General features: G+C 67.3%; 20 protein-coding genes. 12 read left to right on the top strand and 8 right to left on the bottom strand.

Annotated features, from left to right (window positions below; all coding sequences use genetic code 11):
- Positions 1–67: 67 nt before the first annotated feature.
- Complete coding sequence (locus AC5Y2L_RS27575) at positions 68–1,978, bottom strand: hypothetical protein (RefSeq protein WP_499945512.1); 1,911 nt, start codon at positions 1,976–1,978, stop codon at positions 68–70.
- Between the two features lie 2 nt (positions 1,979–1,980).
- Complete coding sequence (locus AC5Y2L_RS27570; RefSeq protein ID WP_499945506.1) at positions 1,981–2,676, bottom strand: hypothetical protein; 696 nt, start codon at positions 2,674–2,676, stop codon at positions 1,981–1,983.
- Between the two features lie 564 nt (positions 2,677–3,240).
- On the opposite strand from AC5Y2L_RS27570, the gene AC5Y2L_RS27565 reads away from it, so the two are divergent.
- From AC5Y2L_RS27565 to AC5Y2L_RS27545, 5 genes are all read left to right on the top strand, one after another.
- A complete protein-coding gene (locus AC5Y2L_RS27565) occupies positions 3,241–4,710 on the top strand; it encodes a DUF4226 domain-containing protein (protein ID WP_499945504.1) in 1,470 nt (489 codons plus the stop codon).
- Positions 4,711–4,719: 9 nt separating this feature from the next.
- Complete coding sequence (locus AC5Y2L_RS27560) at positions 4,720–5,064, top strand: hypothetical protein (RefSeq protein ID WP_499945503.1); 345 nt, start codon at positions 4,720–4,722, stop codon at positions 5,062–5,064.
- Between the two features lie 91 nt (positions 5,065–5,155).
- Positions 5,156–5,461, top strand: a complete 306-nt coding sequence (locus AC5Y2L_RS27555) for a type VII secretion target (RefSeq protein WP_499945499.1) — start codon at positions 5,156–5,158, stop codon at positions 5,459–5,461.
- A 130-nt stretch (positions 5,462–5,591) separates the two neighbouring features.
- Positions 5,592–7,163 carry a PPE domain-containing protein gene (locus tag AC5Y2L_RS27550; RefSeq protein WP_499945497.1) on the top strand — a complete coding sequence of 524 codons (1,572 nt, stop codon included), beginning with the start codon at positions 5,592–5,594 and terminating at the stop codon, positions 7,161–7,163.
- Positions 7,156–7,446, top strand: a complete 291-nt coding sequence (locus AC5Y2L_RS27545) for a hypothetical protein (RefSeq protein WP_499945495.1) — start codon at positions 7,156–7,158, stop codon at positions 7,444–7,446. The genes AC5Y2L_RS27550 and AC5Y2L_RS27545 overlap by 8 nt, the downstream gene beginning before the upstream one ends.
- A gap of 58 nt (positions 7,447–7,504) precedes the next feature.
- Here the strand turns inward: AC5Y2L_RS27545 and AC5Y2L_RS27540 are convergent, their stop codons facing one another.
- The 3 genes from AC5Y2L_RS27540 to AC5Y2L_RS27530 form a co-directional block, all read right to left on the bottom strand.
- Positions 7,505–8,704: a helix-turn-helix domain-containing protein gene (locus AC5Y2L_RS27540; protein ID WP_499945493.1), complete on the bottom strand. Its 1,200-nt coding sequence runs from the start codon at positions 8,702–8,704 to the stop codon at positions 7,505–7,507.
- A gap of 249 nt (positions 8,705–8,953) precedes the next feature.
- Positions 8,954–9,154 (bottom strand): toxin-antitoxin system, encoded by a 201-nt coding sequence (locus tag AC5Y2L_RS27535; RefSeq protein ID WP_499945491.1) that lies wholly within the window; start codon positions 9,152–9,154, stop codon positions 8,954–8,956.
- A gap of 143 nt (positions 9,155–9,297) precedes the next feature.
- Positions 9,298–9,726: a WhiB family transcriptional regulator gene (locus AC5Y2L_RS27530; RefSeq protein WP_499945490.1), complete on the bottom strand. Its 429-nt coding sequence runs from the start codon at positions 9,724–9,726 to the stop codon at positions 9,298–9,300.
- 279 nt (positions 9,727–10,005) lie between these two features.
- Here AC5Y2L_RS27530 and AC5Y2L_RS27525 point away from each other — a divergent pair, with 279 nt between their 5' ends.
- On the top strand, positions 10,006–10,521 hold the full coding sequence (locus tag AC5Y2L_RS27525) for a helix-turn-helix domain-containing protein (protein WP_499945488.1): 516 nt from the start codon (positions 10,006–10,008) through the stop codon (positions 10,519–10,521).
- Between the two features lie 10 nt (positions 10,522–10,531).
- Positions 10,532–11,227, top strand: coding sequence for a hypothetical protein (locus AC5Y2L_RS27520; RefSeq protein ID WP_499945486.1), 696 nt, complete (start codon positions 10,532–10,534; stop codon positions 11,225–11,227).
- 22 nt (positions 11,228–11,249) lie between these two features.
- On the opposite strand, the gene AC5Y2L_RS27515 is transcribed toward AC5Y2L_RS27520, so the two are convergent.
- Positions 11,250–11,621 (bottom strand): hypothetical protein, encoded by a 372-nt coding sequence (locus tag AC5Y2L_RS27515; RefSeq protein WP_499945484.1) that lies wholly within the window; start codon positions 11,619–11,621, stop codon positions 11,250–11,252.
- Here AC5Y2L_RS27515 and AC5Y2L_RS27510 point away from each other — a divergent pair.
- A complete protein-coding gene (locus tag AC5Y2L_RS27510) occupies positions 11,620–12,120 on the top strand; it encodes a helix-turn-helix domain-containing protein (protein ID WP_499945482.1) in 501 nt (166 codons plus the stop codon). The genes AC5Y2L_RS27515 and AC5Y2L_RS27510 overlap by 2 nt on opposite strands.
- 154 nt (positions 12,121–12,274) lie before the next feature.
- On the opposite strand, the gene AC5Y2L_RS27505 is transcribed toward AC5Y2L_RS27510, so the two are convergent.
- On the bottom strand, positions 12,275–12,805 hold the full coding sequence (locus AC5Y2L_RS27505; protein WP_499945480.1) for a hypothetical protein: 531 nt from the start codon (positions 12,803–12,805) through the stop codon (positions 12,275–12,277).
- Positions 12,806–12,915: 110 nt separating this feature from the next.
- Here AC5Y2L_RS27505 and AC5Y2L_RS27500 point away from each other — a divergent pair, with 110 nt between their 5' ends.
- On the top strand, positions 12,916–13,056 hold the full coding sequence (locus AC5Y2L_RS27500; RefSeq protein ID WP_499945478.1) for a hypothetical protein: 141 nt from the start codon (positions 12,916–12,918) through the stop codon (positions 13,054–13,056).
- Between the two features lie 35 nt (positions 13,057–13,091).
- Here AC5Y2L_RS27500 and AC5Y2L_RS27495 read toward each other — a convergent pair whose 3' ends face one another.
- Positions 13,092–14,171: a hypothetical protein gene (locus AC5Y2L_RS27495; protein WP_499945476.1), complete on the bottom strand. Its 1,080-nt coding sequence runs from the start codon at positions 14,169–14,171 to the stop codon at positions 13,092–13,094.
- Positions 14,172–14,389: 218 nt separating this feature from the next.
- On the opposite strand from AC5Y2L_RS27495, the gene AC5Y2L_RS27490 reads away from it, so the two are divergent.
- The 3 genes from AC5Y2L_RS27490 to AC5Y2L_RS27480 all read left to right on the top strand — a co-directional run bounded on the left by AC5Y2L_RS27490 (position 14,390) and on the right by AC5Y2L_RS27480 (position 17,685).
- A complete protein-coding gene (locus AC5Y2L_RS27490; RefSeq protein WP_499945474.1) occupies positions 14,390–14,665 on the top strand; it encodes a hypothetical protein in 276 nt (91 codons plus the stop codon).
- Positions 14,666–14,860: 195 nt separating this feature from the next.
- Complete coding sequence (locus AC5Y2L_RS27485) at positions 14,861–15,310, top strand: hypothetical protein (protein WP_499945472.1); 450 nt, start codon at positions 14,861–14,863, stop codon at positions 15,308–15,310.
- A gap of 8 nt (positions 15,311–15,318) precedes the next feature.
- Positions 15,319–17,685 (top strand): EspK C-terminal domain-containing protein, encoded by a 2,367-nt coding sequence (locus AC5Y2L_RS27480; protein ID WP_499945468.1) that lies wholly within the window; start codon positions 15,319–15,321, stop codon positions 17,683–17,685.

Genomic DNA, 17,685 nt, shown 5'->3' with positions numbered 1-17,685 from the left:
AGTGGCAAACGCCACCGCGCTCGGTGGGACTCCCAGCTTCCGGTGCGGGCGCCCCGCGCTGCAGGGGTTACTGCGCCGCGATGACCCGTCCTCCTAGCAGTTCACTGAGCAATTCGATGGCAACGTGGTCCTCATCGAAGATTGGGGGTCCGGTCGCCAATACTGCGCTCAGGTATTCGTGGCGGTCGGGATCAACGGGCGCAGCGGTTCCGATCCCCCCGCTGTTCGCGATGTGTTCGGTCGGGTGTCGTGCGTCTTCGCGCGCCTGCAGCCAGTCATGCCAGACCGCGCGTTCGCGCTGATGTCGCTCGATCCGCTGCTGGCGTTGCTCATCGAGGTGGTGGGCGGCGGCGATGTCGTCGAGGCTGACCGGTCCGGGGCTCAGGTGTCCGCGTTGCCGACAAATCAGTCCCGCCGTGGCCAACGCGGCCAACGCGGTATATCCACTGCTAGGTGCGATGTGGGCGGCGGCGAACACGTCGTGCGGGTTATCCAGGCCCCGGTGCACGATAAGCTCATAGATGCGGCGGTGGCGGTGACCAACCGCTTTCCACCCGATATGCACATCTTCCACACGGGCTGCCGACATCGCTTGACGACTACTGTCCACGACGTTCTGCCGGGTTAACGCGTAAAAGTCAGGCTGGCGTCCTTGTGCGACGCGGGTTCGCACCAGCGGGGATCCAGGCCGGTCGCGCGTGTCGCGCAGGAACTGCCAGACGGTGGTCTCGGGCAAAAGACCGGCCGCGATCGACAGGGACCGCCCGCCCACGCCTACCACGGGGACGCCGTTGATGACTTCCCCGGCCCGTACTGCGTGGATGGCCAGGGCCTGGTATACCGCGGGTCCGATCCAGCGGTAGGGGTGCCCGCGGAATTCCCGTTCTGCCCAAGCGGTGGCGTTTGCAAGCCAGCGTCGGTGAAGTTCGGGCCCCTTACCGCCCCCCCGTGTGTGCAGTACCTGTTCTTGTGCGCGGGCAGGTCGGAAAAACCGGCTGTTGGCAGCCGCCCAGGTTAACGCGTTGTGGAAGTCGCGTTCGAGGGCCTTCTCGGCGTGGTGGCGGTACCGGGCGTACGCGCCGGCCAGCCCGGTGTGCCAAGGCCTGCCAGGGCTGATGAGAGCTTGGACGCTGGCCAGGCTGTGGCCGTGCAGGACGGCGTGGGCCAGCACCGATTGACGGGCTTCGGAGTGGCTGCGCCAGGCGGTATCGGGGGGGATCTGGCCGGTGCTGGCGTAGCGGGTGATGCGTTCGGGCAGTTCACCGCTGCGGGTATATCGCGGGTGCAGTCGAGCCTGGGCCCCGGTGCCAATGATCGCCTCGTAGGTGGTGGCGTCGGGCGGCCCCAGACGTGCTGTGGGCGCGACAGTGCTAGCTGGGGTCAGGGCGCCGAGCAGGACAGCGAGGCGGGGGAGCAGGGCCGGGTCGGAGCGTTCGGCGAAGGCCTGCACGGCTTCCTCGAGGGGTCCGTCCAGGCGGCGGTGCCCGCCTTCGCGGCACGGGGAGCCCGGTGCGGTGATGCAGCCGGTTTTGGGGTTGGTCATCGGGGTTTTGTCCAGGCTGGGCAGCCGGGCTTCCAGCAGCCGCAGCAGTGGGGCGATTTCGTCGGCGGTGGCGGTGGTGCCGGCGGCCAGGGGGATCAGGATGTGGCGACCTCCGCTGGCAGATTGATCGGTGACGGCCCGGCCGCCGGCTTCGGTGATCCAGGTCAGCGCGCGGGTGAAGTCGGCGTCGACGGTGTGCTGGCCGTGGCGTTTGGTGTCGAAGTCCAGCGCCAGGATCTGGGTGCGCCCGCGCAGGTAGAGCATGACGGCGGCCGGCCGGCGGGGCAGTCGGCTGGTGAGGTTGGCGCTGCGGTCGAACTTGTTGGTGGTTGGATTCCAGACCCGGACGGTGGGGCGCGCCGCAATGAGAGGGGCGAGCGCTTTCCATACGGCGCCCGGGTCGAGGGGAGCGTCGGCCGCCACGGTGGTGGCCACGGTCAGGCGGTGGCGGAAATGGCGGCGCCGCCGGCGGGGTGTAGGCGGCCGCGGGTGTCCAGGTACACCCAGCGGTGGTGGCGCCACAGCATGGCGGCGGTGCTGGTGCAGCGCCGCGCATCCACCAGGTAGCCGAGGTCCAACGCGGTGGGGGTGTCGGTGTGTTCGATGAGGTCGATGCAGTTGGCGCAGGCCGCGACGGCGTCGGCCGGGCTGCTTGCTGCGCCGGTCCGGCGGCGGGAGAAGATCGCCGACTGCTGATAGGTGCAGGCGGGCGCCATGATTTCGCAATGACCGCTGGCCCGGGCGGCGATGAGTGCGGCAATCGCGGGTTCGGGGGGGGTGGTGCAGAGGGTGCCGACTCGGCTGCGCCGCCCGAGTTGGGCTGGGCGATCGCGCCACGCCGGGGCTGCTGGTGTTGAATCGGGCTGTGGTGCAGTGGATTTCGTGTCAGTGCCGGCCGGTTGAGCAGTCAGACCGAGCAAATGTCTTTTGACGGCGAAGTCGCCGTCGATCCACACACCCGCCCACATGCCGTAGCTGGGACGATGGCGTTGCGCGGCCGCAGCGCAGCCGCGCAGATGGGCGCAGCTTAGGCACTGGCGGCGGGTCAGCGCGCGCCGCTGGGGGTCGAGCCAGTCGCCGGGGTGTTGCACACAGGGTGCTGATGACGGGTGAATCTCAGTCTTGTGGTTCACGCAGGGTGTCCTCTATCGTGAAACCAGCCTGTCTGGGCGTGGTTTCTGGTTGTCAGAGGCCATTAACCGGAGTCGCTAGCTCCGGTGCAGTCATCCCCGCTTCGGCGGGGATTTCTGCGTTAAGGCACATATGGAGTTGTGGGTTACCTACTCAGCGGGCTGGCCTTGCGCACCATCCCGGGTTGGGCGAGCAGCGCCTCCTTGTTACTGATGGTGATGGTGTAGTCGGTGGGACAAGGGTGACACGAGTGCGCGGATTAACCGCGCACGACACGCCGCGCGGTTAAACCGCGTGTGCCGGGGTTGTTAACCGCGCGACCTCATGATTCATGCTAGGGCCGCCGATGCCGCTACACCCCAATGGCTGCGAATTGATTCGTCGGGCCACGCCTCGTCCCGCCGGGTCATGGGGCGCTGGCAGCAGGAGCCGAGACTGCCGGTGCGGTACGGGCAGGCGTGTGGGGCGCTGACACAGGTCTTTGGTGACGACCACGTATTAGCGCCTATCGCGACGGTAGCGTTTTGAGCAAACAGATCTTCAGCGCGAGCACGAGGTGGAGCCTGATGGGTGGGTTGGACGACGTGATCGATCTGTTGTCGCCTTGGCGGGTGGTAATTGACGGGGCTAAGTGGTTGTTCGGGCTGGATGACGGTGGTGGCGGTGGGGAGGAGCGGTATCGCGAACCGCCGCCGGGGTTTCCGCCGATGATCGGGAATCTGCCGCCGACGAGGCCTGCGGGCGGTCCAGGGGGGGCCGGCGCGTTGCAGCGTGGTGTTGATCTGTCGACCGATATCTATGACCGGGCTGGCGGACGAGTGGCGCTGACCGATGCCAAGTTACGTGATCAGGTGAAGCAGATTTTTGCCGCCAATGAGGCGGCGCGGGCCAAGGTGAGCGCGATCATCGATGAGATCAATCAGTTTGAAGCGCGGCTGATGTCTGATCCCAAGACGGCCAAGGATCCGGCGACGGGAATGCTGTTTCAGGCGTTCGTGAACGGCAAACTGAGCGAGATTGAGGACGTTCTGGCCGACGCAAAGGTTGATTCCAAGAAGCAGGCGGAGTTGCTGGCCGCGCTGGGCGATGAGTACCGCACCAACGGCGAAGGGCTCAAGAACGGCGGCAAGGATGACAAGAACGGCGCCGCTGGCGGTGGGGGCGGCGGGGGTGGCGATACCGGGGCCGGCGGCGGGGCAGGTGGTGGCGCGGGCGGCGGCGGTGTTGGCGGAAGTGGGGATCCTGGGGGCGTCCCGGCGGTGGCTGACCCGCTGGCGGGCATGGCGGGTCTGCCGGGTGGCGGGTTGGCTGATCCGCTGTCGATGCTGGGCCCGGCTTTGGGCGGTTTGGGATCGATTCCTGGCGCGCTGGGCGGTGGGGGAGGTTTGCCGATGGACGCGCTGGGTGCTTTGGCGCCGTTGGCCAGCGGGCTGGCCAATGGGCACGGCGGCAGCGCCGGTGACGGGTTCAACGACGGCGGAGGCCGTGAGCGCGACAAGCCTGCGGATTTCAAGGACCACCACGACGACAAGCAGGACGACAGCGACCCTAAGGAGGCCAAGGACCGTAAGGAGAAGGCCGAGACGAGTCCCGCGGCGGCGGCGGGTGCGCCGGGGGTGACGCCGGTGGCGGCTGCACCGGCGAGCGGCCCGGGCGGGGATGCGGCCCTGGTGGTGCAGATGCCTGATGGCACCCCGGTCACGGCGACGAGCGGCCCACATGCGGCGGCGATACGTGCGGTGCTGGCCGGGGGCAGTGTCACCGACGCCTGGAAACCCTATGTGGAGTTACCTCCGCCGGGCACACCGGTGACCACTCCGGCTGACCCGGCCCATCTGCCGCCGGGCGCGGTGGCCCAGTTTAAGAGCCGCGATCCGGTGATGTATATGGGCAATGGCAAGATTTGGCTTGATGGGCAGCTGCAGCCGCTGCGGGTGTTGCCGTCCGGGGACTTCCTGGGCTGGCTGGATCCGGCGCCGCAGAGCGGGACCAGCGCGGTCCAGGCGCCGGCGGGGCCGAAGCTGTCCGGGGTGTAAGTGCTGCAGATGTTGAGCGAGGGAGCCGCGGTGGTGGCCGATAACGACGACGAGGTGGACCCGACCGTGGTTGAGTCCCCTGTCGCGGAGTGGTCGGCGGACGGCGCTGTGATGGTTGAGGTGGATAGGTTCTCCGAGGCGCCGCGGGTGGTGATTGAGCCTGAGGCGCTGAGGTGTTTGCCCATGGAGGTGTTGGCGGATCGCATCGTGCGCCTGCATCGTTTGGCGTTGATGCGGGTGCGCGCCGACCGCCGAGTTGCCACGATGGAGAAGTTCGCCGCCGAGGTACCGACTACTCGCGGTTTTCCCTCCCACGCCGACGTCGAAGAGTACCGCGCCACGATCGACTTTTAGTGCGCCGAATTGTTCGTTTGCGACCCGCGCATAACCCCTAGTGGCGTTGTTAGGCTAAAACAGCAGTTTTGGAGCGTTGGGAGGTGCGTCGGTGGCCGATGACGTGACGGTGGACTTCGACGAGTGGCACGAGCACGCACGCTGGTGGGACGCTGAAGGTCCGCGGGTGCGCGAGGAGCTTGCGGTCGACGCGGAGACCCTCGAGCGGGCCCGGACGATGTTCGGTGAGTTGGGGGCCGACACGGTGGGTGCGGCGTTGCAGGAAGTGCTGCGGGCGCGCGCGGCTGCCGGTCATGCGCTGGGGTCGTATTGCGAGGATGTGGCCGCCCACATCCGCTCGTCTTTGGACGCGTACTCCTCGGCCGAAGAGCACAACCAGCGAACGCTGAGCACCTAGCGGCGTGGCCGAGTCGGTTCGGGCTGATCCGGCGGCGCTGAGGGCGGCGGGGTGGCGGGCCGACGCCGCGGGGCAGGCCGCGGTGCCGGGCAGCGCCCAAGTCCGCCCGTGTGCCCCTGATTGTGTGTCGGTGGGCGTTAGTGATCGGTTCATCACCTTGGTGGCGTTGGCGCGCGACTATACGCAGATCGCTAACGGGATGGCCGGTGAGTTCGGGGTGTTGTTGGATGCAGGTGCGGCGGCCTACGACGATCAGGAGGCGGCCTCGGCCGCGTCGCTGGGCGGTAGGCATGGGGGCGTGGCTTCGGCTGGGCCGGTGGCGGCGCCGGTGGCCCGTGGGGCTTCGCTGCCTGGTGGGCCGCCGGTGGGGCCGGTGTCAGGGGCGGGGGTGGTGCCCCAGTCACCGCGTGAGATCGCCCGCCTGATCGACGAGGGCCGGTTTGGGCCTGGGCCGGGGGCCTGGGAGGCGGCCGAAGCGAGCTTGCGAGCCGAAGCGGTGCGGCTGCAGGGGGCCGCCGAGCAGCTGGGCGCGGCGGTGCGCGCCACCGACAGCGGCTGGGCTGGTGAGAGTGCGCAGGCGGCGCGGGTGCGGCTGCTCGGGCTGCAGAACTGGTATGTGGGCCATGCGGATTACGTTCGGGGGCTGGCGGATGCGGCCGCGGGCCATGTGCGGGATTTCCGGGTGGCTGCGGCTGAGATTCCGACGTTTCAGGCGGTCAGTGACGGTGAGCGGGAGTTGCGTGCAGCCGTTGCGGCCAATGCCCGCAGTGGGGGCAAGCTGCGGGCGGCGGTGGTTCGCGCGCAGGTGGCGTTGAGCAAGCTGTATCAGGACTCGGCCAAAGGCTTTGGCAGTTACACGTTTGTTTCGGCCCCCTCGACGGTACGGCCGCCAGAGCCGCCGCCGGCCCCACCGGCGGGGCCGGGGCCCGCGCTGGCCCAGCACGCGGGCGGGGATTCGTCGATTGACCGTGAGCTCAGCCCTGCGGGTCGATCGGCTGCGCCGGGGCCGCCGGCGGATGCGGGACCGGGGGCCGGTGGTGATGCCGGCACCGGGATGGCCGGTGTGGCATTGCCTGTCGAGGCAGTAGATCCGCCGCCGGTTGGCGCCGGGGGGCTGGCCCAGGTGGTTCCGGTGATCGTGGGCGGGGTCACGGGCGGCTTGGGTGGTGCGCTGGGAGGGCTGCTCGGAACGGGGGAGCGGATGTTGCAGGGGGTACCTGCTGTGGCGAGTGCGGCGAGTGCGCCGATGATCAGTGGTCTGGGCGGGCCGCACCCTGGGGGCGGGAGCCAGCCTGACAACGGTGGCGCAGAACCGGCGGCCCCGGCAGATCCCGGTGGTGGTGGCGGTGACGTGAAGCCGGATGTGGGCGGGGAGCCGGGCGCAATGGAGCCGGCGGGGCAGGACGGGCCGCTGAGTGCGCCTACGCCGATGGCGTCGGCTCCAGCTGCCGCGGCTCCTGCGGCGGCCCCGGTGGCCGTGGCCTCGGAGGCGCCGTCGCCGGGTCCGGCGCCGGCGATGGGCGCGATGGTGCCGCCGATGATGGGCCCGCATGGCGGCCGGTCCGGGCCGGACAATAAGCAGCTGTATAAGGAGCGCCAGCTCGAAGTGGTGGCCCCGCCCAACAGCGAGCCGGTCAAGGGCCGCAGGGAGCCGCGTCGTGCGGCAGCGGCAAGTGAGACTACTAAGGTGCGCGGTGAGTGAGGCGGTGGAGGCGCTCGAGCGCGCCGCGGCCGCGCTGCATGCGCGGATGGCCGAGTTCTGGGCGACGACGCAGCAGGCGATGATGTTCGACCCGATTAGTGACGTGGTGAGCGCGACGTTTGACGGCGATGGGTATCTGGTGGATCTGTTCATCGACGCCGTTGCGGCGACGCGTTACACCAATACTGAGCTTGAGGAGTTGGTCACCGAAGTCCTGCGTGATCAGTTTGGGCGTATGCGTGCGGCGGTGGACGAGGTTTTCCATAGCTTTTTTGCTTCGTAAAACGGTGCTGACGCGTCGGGAATCGGCACCTCGGGCGTAGTCGAGTCCACGAAATATCTCACGGTGTATCGCGCCGATTATTTTGCCGGATATCTCGGGATCGGCGGGCGCGGCTGAGGGTGGCGTCAAGGTGGGCGGCTTCGGTGGCCGCGGCGTGGGTGCGCCGTGCTGCGGCGCGGCGGGCTAGGCGGGCGGCTTCGGCGCGGGCGGCAGCATGCCCAGGACCTGTGAGTGCGGCGTGGCCGATGTCGCGGGCGCGGGCGGCCGCGGCGCGGTCATCGAGTTGGGCGGCGATCCGGGCTTGGGCGGCGGCCAGTTCAGCGGCCAGTTCGGCGGCTTCGCGGGCGTCGTCGAGGGCGGCCGGGCGCTGGTTGAGGTTGTCGTGGCCGTGCCAGGACAGGATCGCGCCGAGCAGCCCAATCGGCTTGTGGGGGGTGTCGGGTAGCCAGTGCCCGACACCGATCCAGTCGGTGATGAGCTGGTTGAGGTCGCGCGCAGTCCAGCCGTACGCGGCCGGGCCGGCCAGGATCGTCGCCCACGCGGCGGCACTGTGCCGGTGTGCCCAAGGCGGGGCGTGGCTATCGGCGCGCCAGGCCCGTGCGAGTGCCGATCCCCCCTCGTCTGGTGCTTGGCGGCGCGTAGCGCCGCGTTGCCGGCGGCCCGGTGGGCTGCCGGTGCGGGTAGTAACTGAGTCCTTAACGGAGGTTTTATTCCTAACGGGACCGCTACGCGGGTGGGGTGACAGGTTGTGCATAAGTCGGGTCAGCAGGGGGTTGTCGTGCAGCGCCCAGACGGAGGCCCAGCCGCGGTGCCGGTCGCCGACTCGCCAGGAAGCCAACCGTTCGGCGCGGGTGCGTTGGCGGCCGCGCAGCACCTCGGTAGCCACCCCCAATAACCGCAGCACGGTATCGGCGCGCTGCACGGTTCGCACCGAGTAGCCGGTGTCGGCGGCCAGGCGCTCGTTGGTGGGCCGGCAGTTGCGGCCGGTGGCGTGATCGGCGTAGCGGGCGCGGGCGGCCGCGATGGCCACAAGGGCTTGGCGACTGATCTGGTTGGCGCCCATGACCGGGCGCACGATGGTGTTGTAGCGGCAGTCGTAGGCCACTGGAACCGTCCAGGTGGCCCACCGTTCGAGTCGCCCGGTCCAGCACGGCACGCCGGCATAGGGGGCCTCGCCGAGCTCGAGGGTGATTGCTGCGGCGACGCGTCGGCACTCGGCGGCCAGCAGGACCTGAGCGCGAGGGCCGGTGCGCGCCACACCTCGGCGCGGCCGGCTGGTAGTGCACCCGCGGTACGGGCGGCTAGTTTCTGAAACTTCACGGGGCGCGCCGTCTAGAACTGCAGACGGGTATGCGCTACCGTGAGACGAGTCAGGCACGACACGTCCCTTCGGGGAAGCGGAAACCCTCGGTTGCAGCCGGGGGTTTCGCCGTTTATTGCGCTGTCACATCTGCCCGTGCGTCACGACCAATAAGACACAGCAGCTCTTTGACGCCGGGCGCTCGTGTTACATCGCCAGCGGCAACACCTCCCTGTCGTCCAGCTCGCGTACCAGGTCTGTCCGGCCCACATGCTGGGCGAGGACATCCGCTGTGTATTGCGACATCGACATGCCTCGCGCAGCCGCGCGTGCACGAATCTCCTCATAGACGGGCAGGACCGGCCGACACATGATCTGCGCCCGGTCACCCTTGTGCGGTTGAGCCATGCGCCCACCATTGCGCATCTATCTGATAAAAGCCGACGCGACAGCCACCCTGTGTGATGTTTTCGTGACCGTGCGGGTTGCGCGGTGACCTGCGTGATCGGTGTGTACTCACTCGGCGGGAATCAGCGGGAAAACGCGCGTGATTATGCGGCGGCGGCACCGGGAAGGAGGGCGTCGTCGCCGTCGACGTACTGCGTGGGATTAGGCAGGGCGGCCACGGGTATGTCGGCGCCGACTTCGATGGGTCGGCGCGCTTGGAACTGTTCGGCGAGGCGCTGATAGATCGGGGCTAGCTTGGCAGGGTAGCGTCCGGGCAGGACCATTCCGCCCCACACTCCGTGGGTGGCGCTGACGGCGATCGCGTTGTAGCCGCAGCGGCCCAAAAATGGACAGCTCGCGCACAGGCGGGTGGCGCGCTGCATCGAACGCGGGTCGAAGAACATCTCCGGGTTGGTGCGGCAGGGCACGGTGCGGCTGGTCTGGAAGAGCCGCACCCGGGCCGGAAGGTGAATGCCGATGAGTAGGCGGCCAGTGGCCGGTGTGTCAGGCGGCAAGGGTGCGGTTGTCGTCATGGTGGGGTCCTCTCGAAAGTCGGCCTGGTTCCTCATCGGTGATCCACACACGTGAATGATCGGTAATCTATCAGAGATTGACGTTTTTTATGCTTTAAACACCTAAAATTTTAGGTCATGGGGAAAGTTTGGGTCGGAGAGAAGCCTGTGGCGTTGCGGTTCGGTGCCGCGCGACATGGGCTGTTGTGCCACGCGATAGGTGGCACGGACGGCCCGCGGGGTGGTGTTTTAGCGGCGAGGGTGACCAAATTTAATACGAGGTCGGGCAAGATACCGGACATGTCGTGGCAGCGGCTCGGCGATCAGGTGCGGCTTCGCCGCAAACAGCTGCAGCTGACTCAGGAGCAGCTGGCCGCCCGCGGCGGCATGTCGCTGCCGACTATTAGCGCGATCGAGACCAATCGTGCGGGCCGGATGAGCGTGCGGTTGCGTAGGGCGCTCGAGCAGGCGCTGCACTGGGCGCCGGGCAGCATCGATGCGGTGTTGGAGGGCGGCGATGCGCAGGTGATCGCCGTTGAGGGCCGGGCGGGTGGTGCGGTTAGGCCGGTGAGTGAGGAGTCGGCGGCGCAGCGTTTGGCGATGGCCGAGCGGCTGCTGCGGATGCAGCAGACTTTCGCCGAGCACCGCGAGGAGATGTCTGAGTCTGCCCGCGCGGCGATGCAGAAGGAACTGGCCGCGGCGGTGCGCGAGATCGAGGAGGCGCTGGTCTGGATGCTGCCGTGGTTGGCTGATGAGGAGCGGGCGGTGGCGATCCGGATCTTGGCGCAGCTCACCGATGTCGGTCCACGAGAATAAGGTCGCGGCTATGGATATCCCAGGTTTTACCCCGCCGGGTCCCAGACGCCTGCCGGCGCTGCTTCCGCAGTGTGTTCCGGCGCGTACCAGTGTGCCGCGCGGCCGCGCGGGCGGCGGGCGGCAGGGCGGGGGGATGGGCCGCTGGCCGCGGACACCGGCTGAGCAGTGGTGGGAGTACAGCTGCAGCTGCGCGGCGGGTCTGCGGTCCGGCCGGATGCCGCCGCCGGTCAGTGTGCATGGGCCGGTGTTGCAGCCGGGGGAGCAGGCGCTGCTGAGCGCCGAGATCGGCTATAGCCGTTATTGCCAGACCAGCGCCCGGTATTCGGAGTTGCCGCTGATGGTGGCGGGCCGCCCGGCGGTGATGTTCGGGGCGTTGGCGCTGCAGGGTGTGGTCAACCATCGGCGTAAAACGGCTGCGGCGCGGCAGGGGGCGGCGCAGTGGCGGTGGCATCAGACCTCGGCGGTGATCGTGACTACCGAGCGGCTGCTGTGCGGCACGGTGCAGCACGGGATGCTCAGTTTCTGGTTCGGGGACTGCACCGAGTTTTACCCAGACCTTGATCAGTGGACGTTGACGTTGGGGTTCGAGTCGACCTACCCGCTGCGGTTGAGTGGACCTGCGGCCCCTGCGCTGTGCTTATGGAGCGGCTATGGGGTGCTTGGCGATGCCTGGGTCGATGACCCGCGCCTGGCCGCGCTCACGTGATGCTTGGGTTCTGCCCGTTCTGTTAACACCGCGGATCCACCGGATCGCCGGACAATTTGCGGTGCTGCGCCCGGCGAGCCAGTCCTTCACTGGCTTGGCGGTGCAGCTCGATCGCGTCCTTTATCCTGGTGACGATATCTTGGCGGGGGCGATCGAGGTCACCCTCGGTAAGGCCGCACTCGCGGAGGTCTGCGAGGAATTCTCCGCGCTGCTGGGCTGAACGGATTTTTTCTGCCTGCTTCTCTTCTTGTCGAGCCTTGCGTGCCCGGGATTCTGCCAGCCCGAAATCGATTTCCCGGTAGATGATGTAGCCAATTAGGTAGAGCGTCCCCGCCAGGACAGTAAGGGCAACGATCAGCACCATCATCTGGTCTGGATCGTCCATAGGGTTCATGCGGAGGACGCTACCTGTCCTGGCCGACAATCGCGGTTCGGCGGGTTGGGGCCGCTATGATTTCGGAGTGTCCGAGCCTGAGATGCGGTCGCCGCGCCGAGGTTCTACGTCAGCTCGACGCTCGATAGCCGTACTCCCGTGTTGGTCCCGTTACGTACACCTCCTCGAGCTGCACGCCGCCGGCCAGCACACCACTGCCGAACTCGCCGAACTGTTCGGAGTGGCCCGCTCCACCATCTACCGGGCCGTCCAGCGTGCGCAGCGATCAGGCGTGAGCGCGCCCGCGAATACACATGCTGAGCTGCCGAGCGTGACAAAACCCCGGCGACATGGCCATCACAGCCAGGGGTCGTCCGGGGCATCCACCGTGACTAAGGTGTGCTCGCTGAAGTTACTCGAAGCAGCTCTTAATAAGCCGATGCTCGCGTTTCTCGTCGAGAGCGAGCTTGCGGGGGACGGCCCCGTGGCGGTCATTTCGGGCCTGGCCGGCCATCAGTGACGAAAAGCCGCCACGCCGTCAGGTCTCCACATCGCGGAACGATTCGCCCGAATCGGCGGTATTATCAAGGTGCCTGTTGCGCTGAGCTTCAGGAAGTGAACCCGGCAGCCTTCCGGACGGTGGGCGGGCCGGGTTTCGCGCATTCGGGCGACGCTCACACCTGTTTAACGGCGGCGATCACAGGCTCGATTCGCCGCCTCCAGTGGCCGCCGCGCGCCCAACACCACGCGATCGCATCCGGCACCGCCAGCAGCAGCTCGGACCTGGCCCGATGATGCTCATAGCGCAATGTGTCGCGGCGGCCTTCGGCACGCGTCAACTCGACGAGTCGCTGCCGGTCCCAATGGATGATCGAATCGTCTTGCTCAAGCACCAGTCGCGTTTGCGCGCCAACCGTGATGTCCCTAATGAGGGCTTGGAGACAGGCATCTCGCGCGTCAAGGGGGTCCTTATAGCGGCCGGCGTCATAGATGGTGGCATTTACGGCCGCCGCACAAATGGCGTCGCATATCGCGCGTCGGCGCGGATCGCTTTCCTTGGCCATGTGGATGCGGGTCTGTCCACGCAAGATCAAGCCCCGCATGGTTTTCCGCAGGTCCCCAAGTTCGGCGGCGATGTGGACGCTAGCAACCAGTACGTAGCCGCGCTGCTTGGTTTCATCAACGTAGATATGCCGCGCGGTCACCCACCAACGATCACACGCCGCAAACCCCCTGCCACAACCCCAAACAAATTCATTCGACCGGTTCGGGCTTACCCCCGCTGCGTCGCAATCGCGCCACCGGCGTGCTCAGCGTGAGCACCCAGCACGTGGTCGACCGTCATGGCGACCTGCTCACCGTTGCCGACCTCATCTCACCGAACCTGCGGGACTACATCGCGGCAACCAGTACCGTTCGCGCCCAGATTGACAACATCACTCGACGACCAAGCTGACCAATCGAAGTGACCAGCATCTCTAATGGCGGTCGTCAGGGTGATAGCAGGTCGGTGGTGAGTTGCTTTGAGCGTTGCGGTATTTCGGTGTTCGGGAAGTAGCGGTGAATGATTGCCCATACCTCGGCTGGCGAGGTGATGTTGAGGTGGGTGAGCAGGGTCTGCAGGTCTTCGCCGTCGCGGACGGCGCGGGCGGCGAGGACTTTCATCGCGAGCAGGTGCTGCGCCGGTGTTGCTGCGACTTGCAAGTAGGAGTGATCGAACACGATGCAGCCGTCTCCGGGGGTTCGGGCGACGTAGCTGGCGGCTTGGTTATTGAGCCAGGTGGAGGGCCATCCGTGTTGTGCGGCGACTTCGCGGATGGCAGCGATCATTGGCTCGTCGGGAGAGAACAAAGCATCAATATCCCGTGTGGCGGTGCGGGTTTCGTCGTAGGCCAGTATCATCGCGGCGCCGCCGAGGACGTGCACATGGCCGATGACGCGGCGGCGTTGCAGATTTGTAGCCAGAGCATCAAAGGCGCGGTAGAGCTCGGCGCGGTCGAATAGGGGCTCGGGCATGGGGGTGACTCCGTCGTGGGTGAGGTCGTGGCGGTCGAGGTAGATTGCGCGCCGGCGAAACGACGCTGGAGTCCACAACATGGCGTGCGTTCGAGCCGACGGCAGGCTTGAGATCCACCACGGGGTATCGAGGAATCGGTCGGTGGTGATGCTCCACAGCGGGCCGGGCAGTCCATAGCGGGCGCAAAGGTGTTCGGCCATCGCGCCCAGCAGTGCGTCATAGCGGCGATCACCGGTGCTCGGCGGCTCGCTGGTGATCAGGGTCAGTGCTGCCGGTCCGGATTCGTCGGCACCGCGGATGAATTCGAAGAAGATCCGCAGCCGGGTACGGTCGCCGTCGGCGCGGGCGATGGATTGCGCGGTTTCGGTCAGGCTCAGCGCGTGCGCAGCGCCGGCCAAGTCGGTTCGGGCGCCCTGGTGGCGGCGGACCGCCCAGACCTCGGGGGCCGGATACCCCGAGATCCGGCGAATGCCGCGGTTCGACAAGATCCCGCGCGCCCGCGACGGGGTCACGTCCCAATGGCGGGCCGCCTGATCGACCGTCCAGAGCTCCACACCACCAACATACGCGCGTTACGCTCGTATGTCTTGGGCGTAGTTAGCGGAGGGCCCTGAACGGCCGGGCTTGCGCGCTACGCCAACCGGTCAGCTCGACGCTCGATAGCCGTACTCCCGTGTTGGTCCCGCGTGGCCCGGGCGTTCAAGGGCCGCATTGTCCATGCGCGCGCATCGAACCGTGTATAGCGTCGGAGTCCGGCAGTAGGATCACAGGCATGAATTCCCGGTTTGCGATGGATCCGGCGGCGACGCACGGCGAATTGTCGGGGGCAGAGGCAGCAACGGCGGCTGGTGCGGCACAGCCGGGTTCAGCGGTGGGAGGCGTGAGGGTCGGCCATGCGTTGCCGTTGGTGAGCGCGATTGGTGGGGTCCTTGGGATGCGCCAGGCGCACTTGTCGGGGCGGGTTGCGGTTCAGGGTGTGCAGCTGTCGACCAGCGTCGCTGCGGTCGAGGCAGCTGAGGCAGAGAATTCTGGGACGCTGAGCACATAAGAGCAGGAGGCGGAGCATTTGAGTACGACGAAGTCGCCGTGGTCCAGGGAAGCTGAACCGTCCTCGGTGACCGTTTCTCCGCCGGTTTCGCAGGCGCCTGCCCCCCCAGTACAAGCTGCACCCCTGCGGCGCGCGCCGCGGCACGCAGGCCGGCGGCGGTGGATGTTTGCGGGGGTGGTGGTGCTAGCTGCGGGTGTGGCTGCCGCCGTTGGGTCGGTGGTGACGTTCGTGGCAGTGCGCTCTGATGGCTCGGTGCGGCCTCCTGCTGCGTCGTCGGCACCTGTGTCGGCCGCACCCTCGGCCCCGCAGTTCAGTCCCGCGCAGGTCGACGCGGCCAAACAGAATGTCTGCCACGTGTTCTCTGTTTCCGTGGGCCACGAAGGCGAGGGCGGGTTTCGGGTTGACGGCAAGCTGAATGTGCCGGTGGCGCTCCAAGCGACGACCAGCGCGCTAGCGGTTGAGAATGCGCTTGTCCCGGCAACTCCGCCGGACGTGGCCGCGGCGGCGCACCGCTATATCAACACAACGCTGGATGCTGTGACCGCAACAATGGGCGGTCTGCCGACCAGCGAGATCGCCCGACTGACCAACATCTCTAACGAGGCGGTGTATGCGTTCCTCGACGTGTGTGGTCTGCCGAGGTAACAGCTGCGATGGCGGTGGCGGCTGGGGCCGGCGGTGAGGCGTGGGAGGCGCGGAATAACGAGCAGGCCCAGCGGCTGCTGCAGACGTTTTTGAGGACGACACCGCGGGCCGGCTCACCGGGGGTGGGCGTGCCGCGGGTGGGTGGTGATCATCCGAAACCGCGGGGTCTGTTCGCCGATGCGCTATTGCCGCCCGGTGTGTGGCCGGAGGATTCGGAGACTTCTTTAGCCGAGCAGTCCGCGGAATTGCATCAGCGTGTAAAGGCGGGCGAGCAATTGTCTGAGGACGCTGTCATGTATAGAAGGCGTGTGTTCGACGGCGCTGATGCCGTATGGGTGGGTGAAAGCGCGGATGCTGCCCGGGCGGCGCACGTGGAAAACGAGGGACTGTTACTGGAGTTGCTTGCCGCAGGCCGGCTGTCGGCAAATCTTCTCGGACAGATGTCGTCAGATGTGGAGCGTACAAAGCGGCTGATGACTGCGCAGTATCAGGAGATGAAGGCCGAGATTGAGGCATTTTTGCGCAGCGGCAGCGGACAGTCGATCGCCCAGGTCGCGGTCATCATGAGCAAGTACCGCCCGATGGTTCACGCACTCGACGCGGAGCTGCACACTTTCGCAGGCCAGTACACCACCAGACTTCTGGGCGATTTCCCCTTTCACCCAGGAAACAACAACCACGTCCACGCGGCAGGAGCAGGAACCGATCAACCAACTGACCCGACATCGGGGACTCCGAAAGGCGGAGCTCCAGGCTGGGGTGATCCATCAGGGGTGCCAGAGCCTGTGTCAGGGCGTCCGGGTAAAGGCATGCCTTCAGGTGTTCCTGACCCGGTAGCCGGGCATCCAGGAACGGGCGTTGCGACGGATGCCCCCGGCCTGTTCGGCCCGCTTTCTCGTGGGGGCGGGCTGTTGGGTTCGGGTGGTGGCGTGCCGATGTCGGGGTTGCCGGGTATGTCGGGTGGTGGGTCGGGTTCGCCGTTGTCGGGTTTGCATGGTTTGTTGGGCGGGTTTGGGTTTCCGCCGGGTGGGGGCGGGTTGTCTGCGGCGGGTTTGGGTTCGTCGCCGGTTTCGGCGCCGCCGGTTTCGGGTGGGGGGTTGGATTTTGGCCGTGGTTTGGCGGCTGGTGTGAGCGCGGCGGGCGCGGTGCCCGGTGCGGCGGCGGCGCCGCCTGCTGCCCCGGTGGCTCCGTTGGTTGCGCCGGAGGTGAGTGCGCCGGTGTCGGCCGCTCCTGCGGCGGCGGCGGGGCCGGTGTCGGCGGCCACGCATGCGGCTTCCCCGGTGGTGGCGGCCGGTTCGGGCGGCGCGGGCGCGGCCGGGGGCGGCTTGGCTGGGGGTGGGTTGGCGCCGTATGGGTCGGTGTTGCCTCCGGCGGGGGCGGCGGCGTCGTCAGCTGCGGCGGTTGCGCCGTCGGCGGCGGGGCTTGGTGAGAGCGTGGCTGGGGGTTCGTCGCCGGGTGCGGCGGGGATTGTGCCGGCGGTGGCGACGCGTCGGGAGGGTGTGGCGTTGCGCCGGGATGAGACGGCGGCGGATTTGATGGTGGCGCGCCTGGCTGTGGCGGAGTTGGCGGGGGCGTCGTGTGTGGTCGATCCTGGCTTGGATTGGGCTGTTGCGGTGGGGCACAACGTGTCTGGGGCGACCACGTTATGGGTGGCCAGCAACGATGGCGCTGCTTATGTCCCGCCGGGTGTGTTTTTGCGTGTCCGGATGTGTGTGGCGGCGGGTTTCGATGAGGATTTTGATGCGCGGTGGTTGGGTTGGGTGAATCCTGCGGAGAAGGCGGTTCGGGCGGCCCGCGCTTTCGGGGATACGGTGGGTGCGGTGGCCACGACGTGGGCTTATCCGTCGGAGTTTTTGAGCGATCCGGACGACGGGGTGCGCGAAACCGCGATCGGTGTGGCGCATGCGCTTGATAGCGCGGCTGCGGAGTTGACGGCGGCGCGGCTGCACCGTTTGGAGACGGTTCATTCGCGTCTGTATGCGGATTTGAAGGCAGCTGATAAATCGGCGGTAGAGGCGTTTTGCCGGGAGATTACCCAGCGGGTGGCGTTCGGTGGTGGTGGCTGCGGGTGGGAGTTGTCGGCGGTTGCGCAGGATGTGGCGCGGGCACTGGTGGCCGGTGAGTGGCCGAGCGCACAGCAGTGGATGGCGGTTGAGGCGGAGTATGAGTCGGAGCGGCTGATGATGGCCGCGCAACGACCGGGCCTTGACGGTGTTGAGGATGCGGACCAGGTGGCCAGCTACCGCAAAGTGTTTATCAATTGCCGGCGGCTGGAAACGTTGTTGTGTTGGAAGCGATCTGAGCCGGCGGTGATGGCCGCGGACGTGGCGTATGCGGCGTTTGTGGCCGGTGTGCGGGCAGAATTGGGGAACTAA

The sequence above is a fragment of the Mycobacterium sp. NGS66 genome (assembly GCF_059812225.1).
The sequence above is the reverse complement of the archived record's forward strand: the minus strand, read 5'-3'. Positions and strand labels throughout refer to the sequence as shown.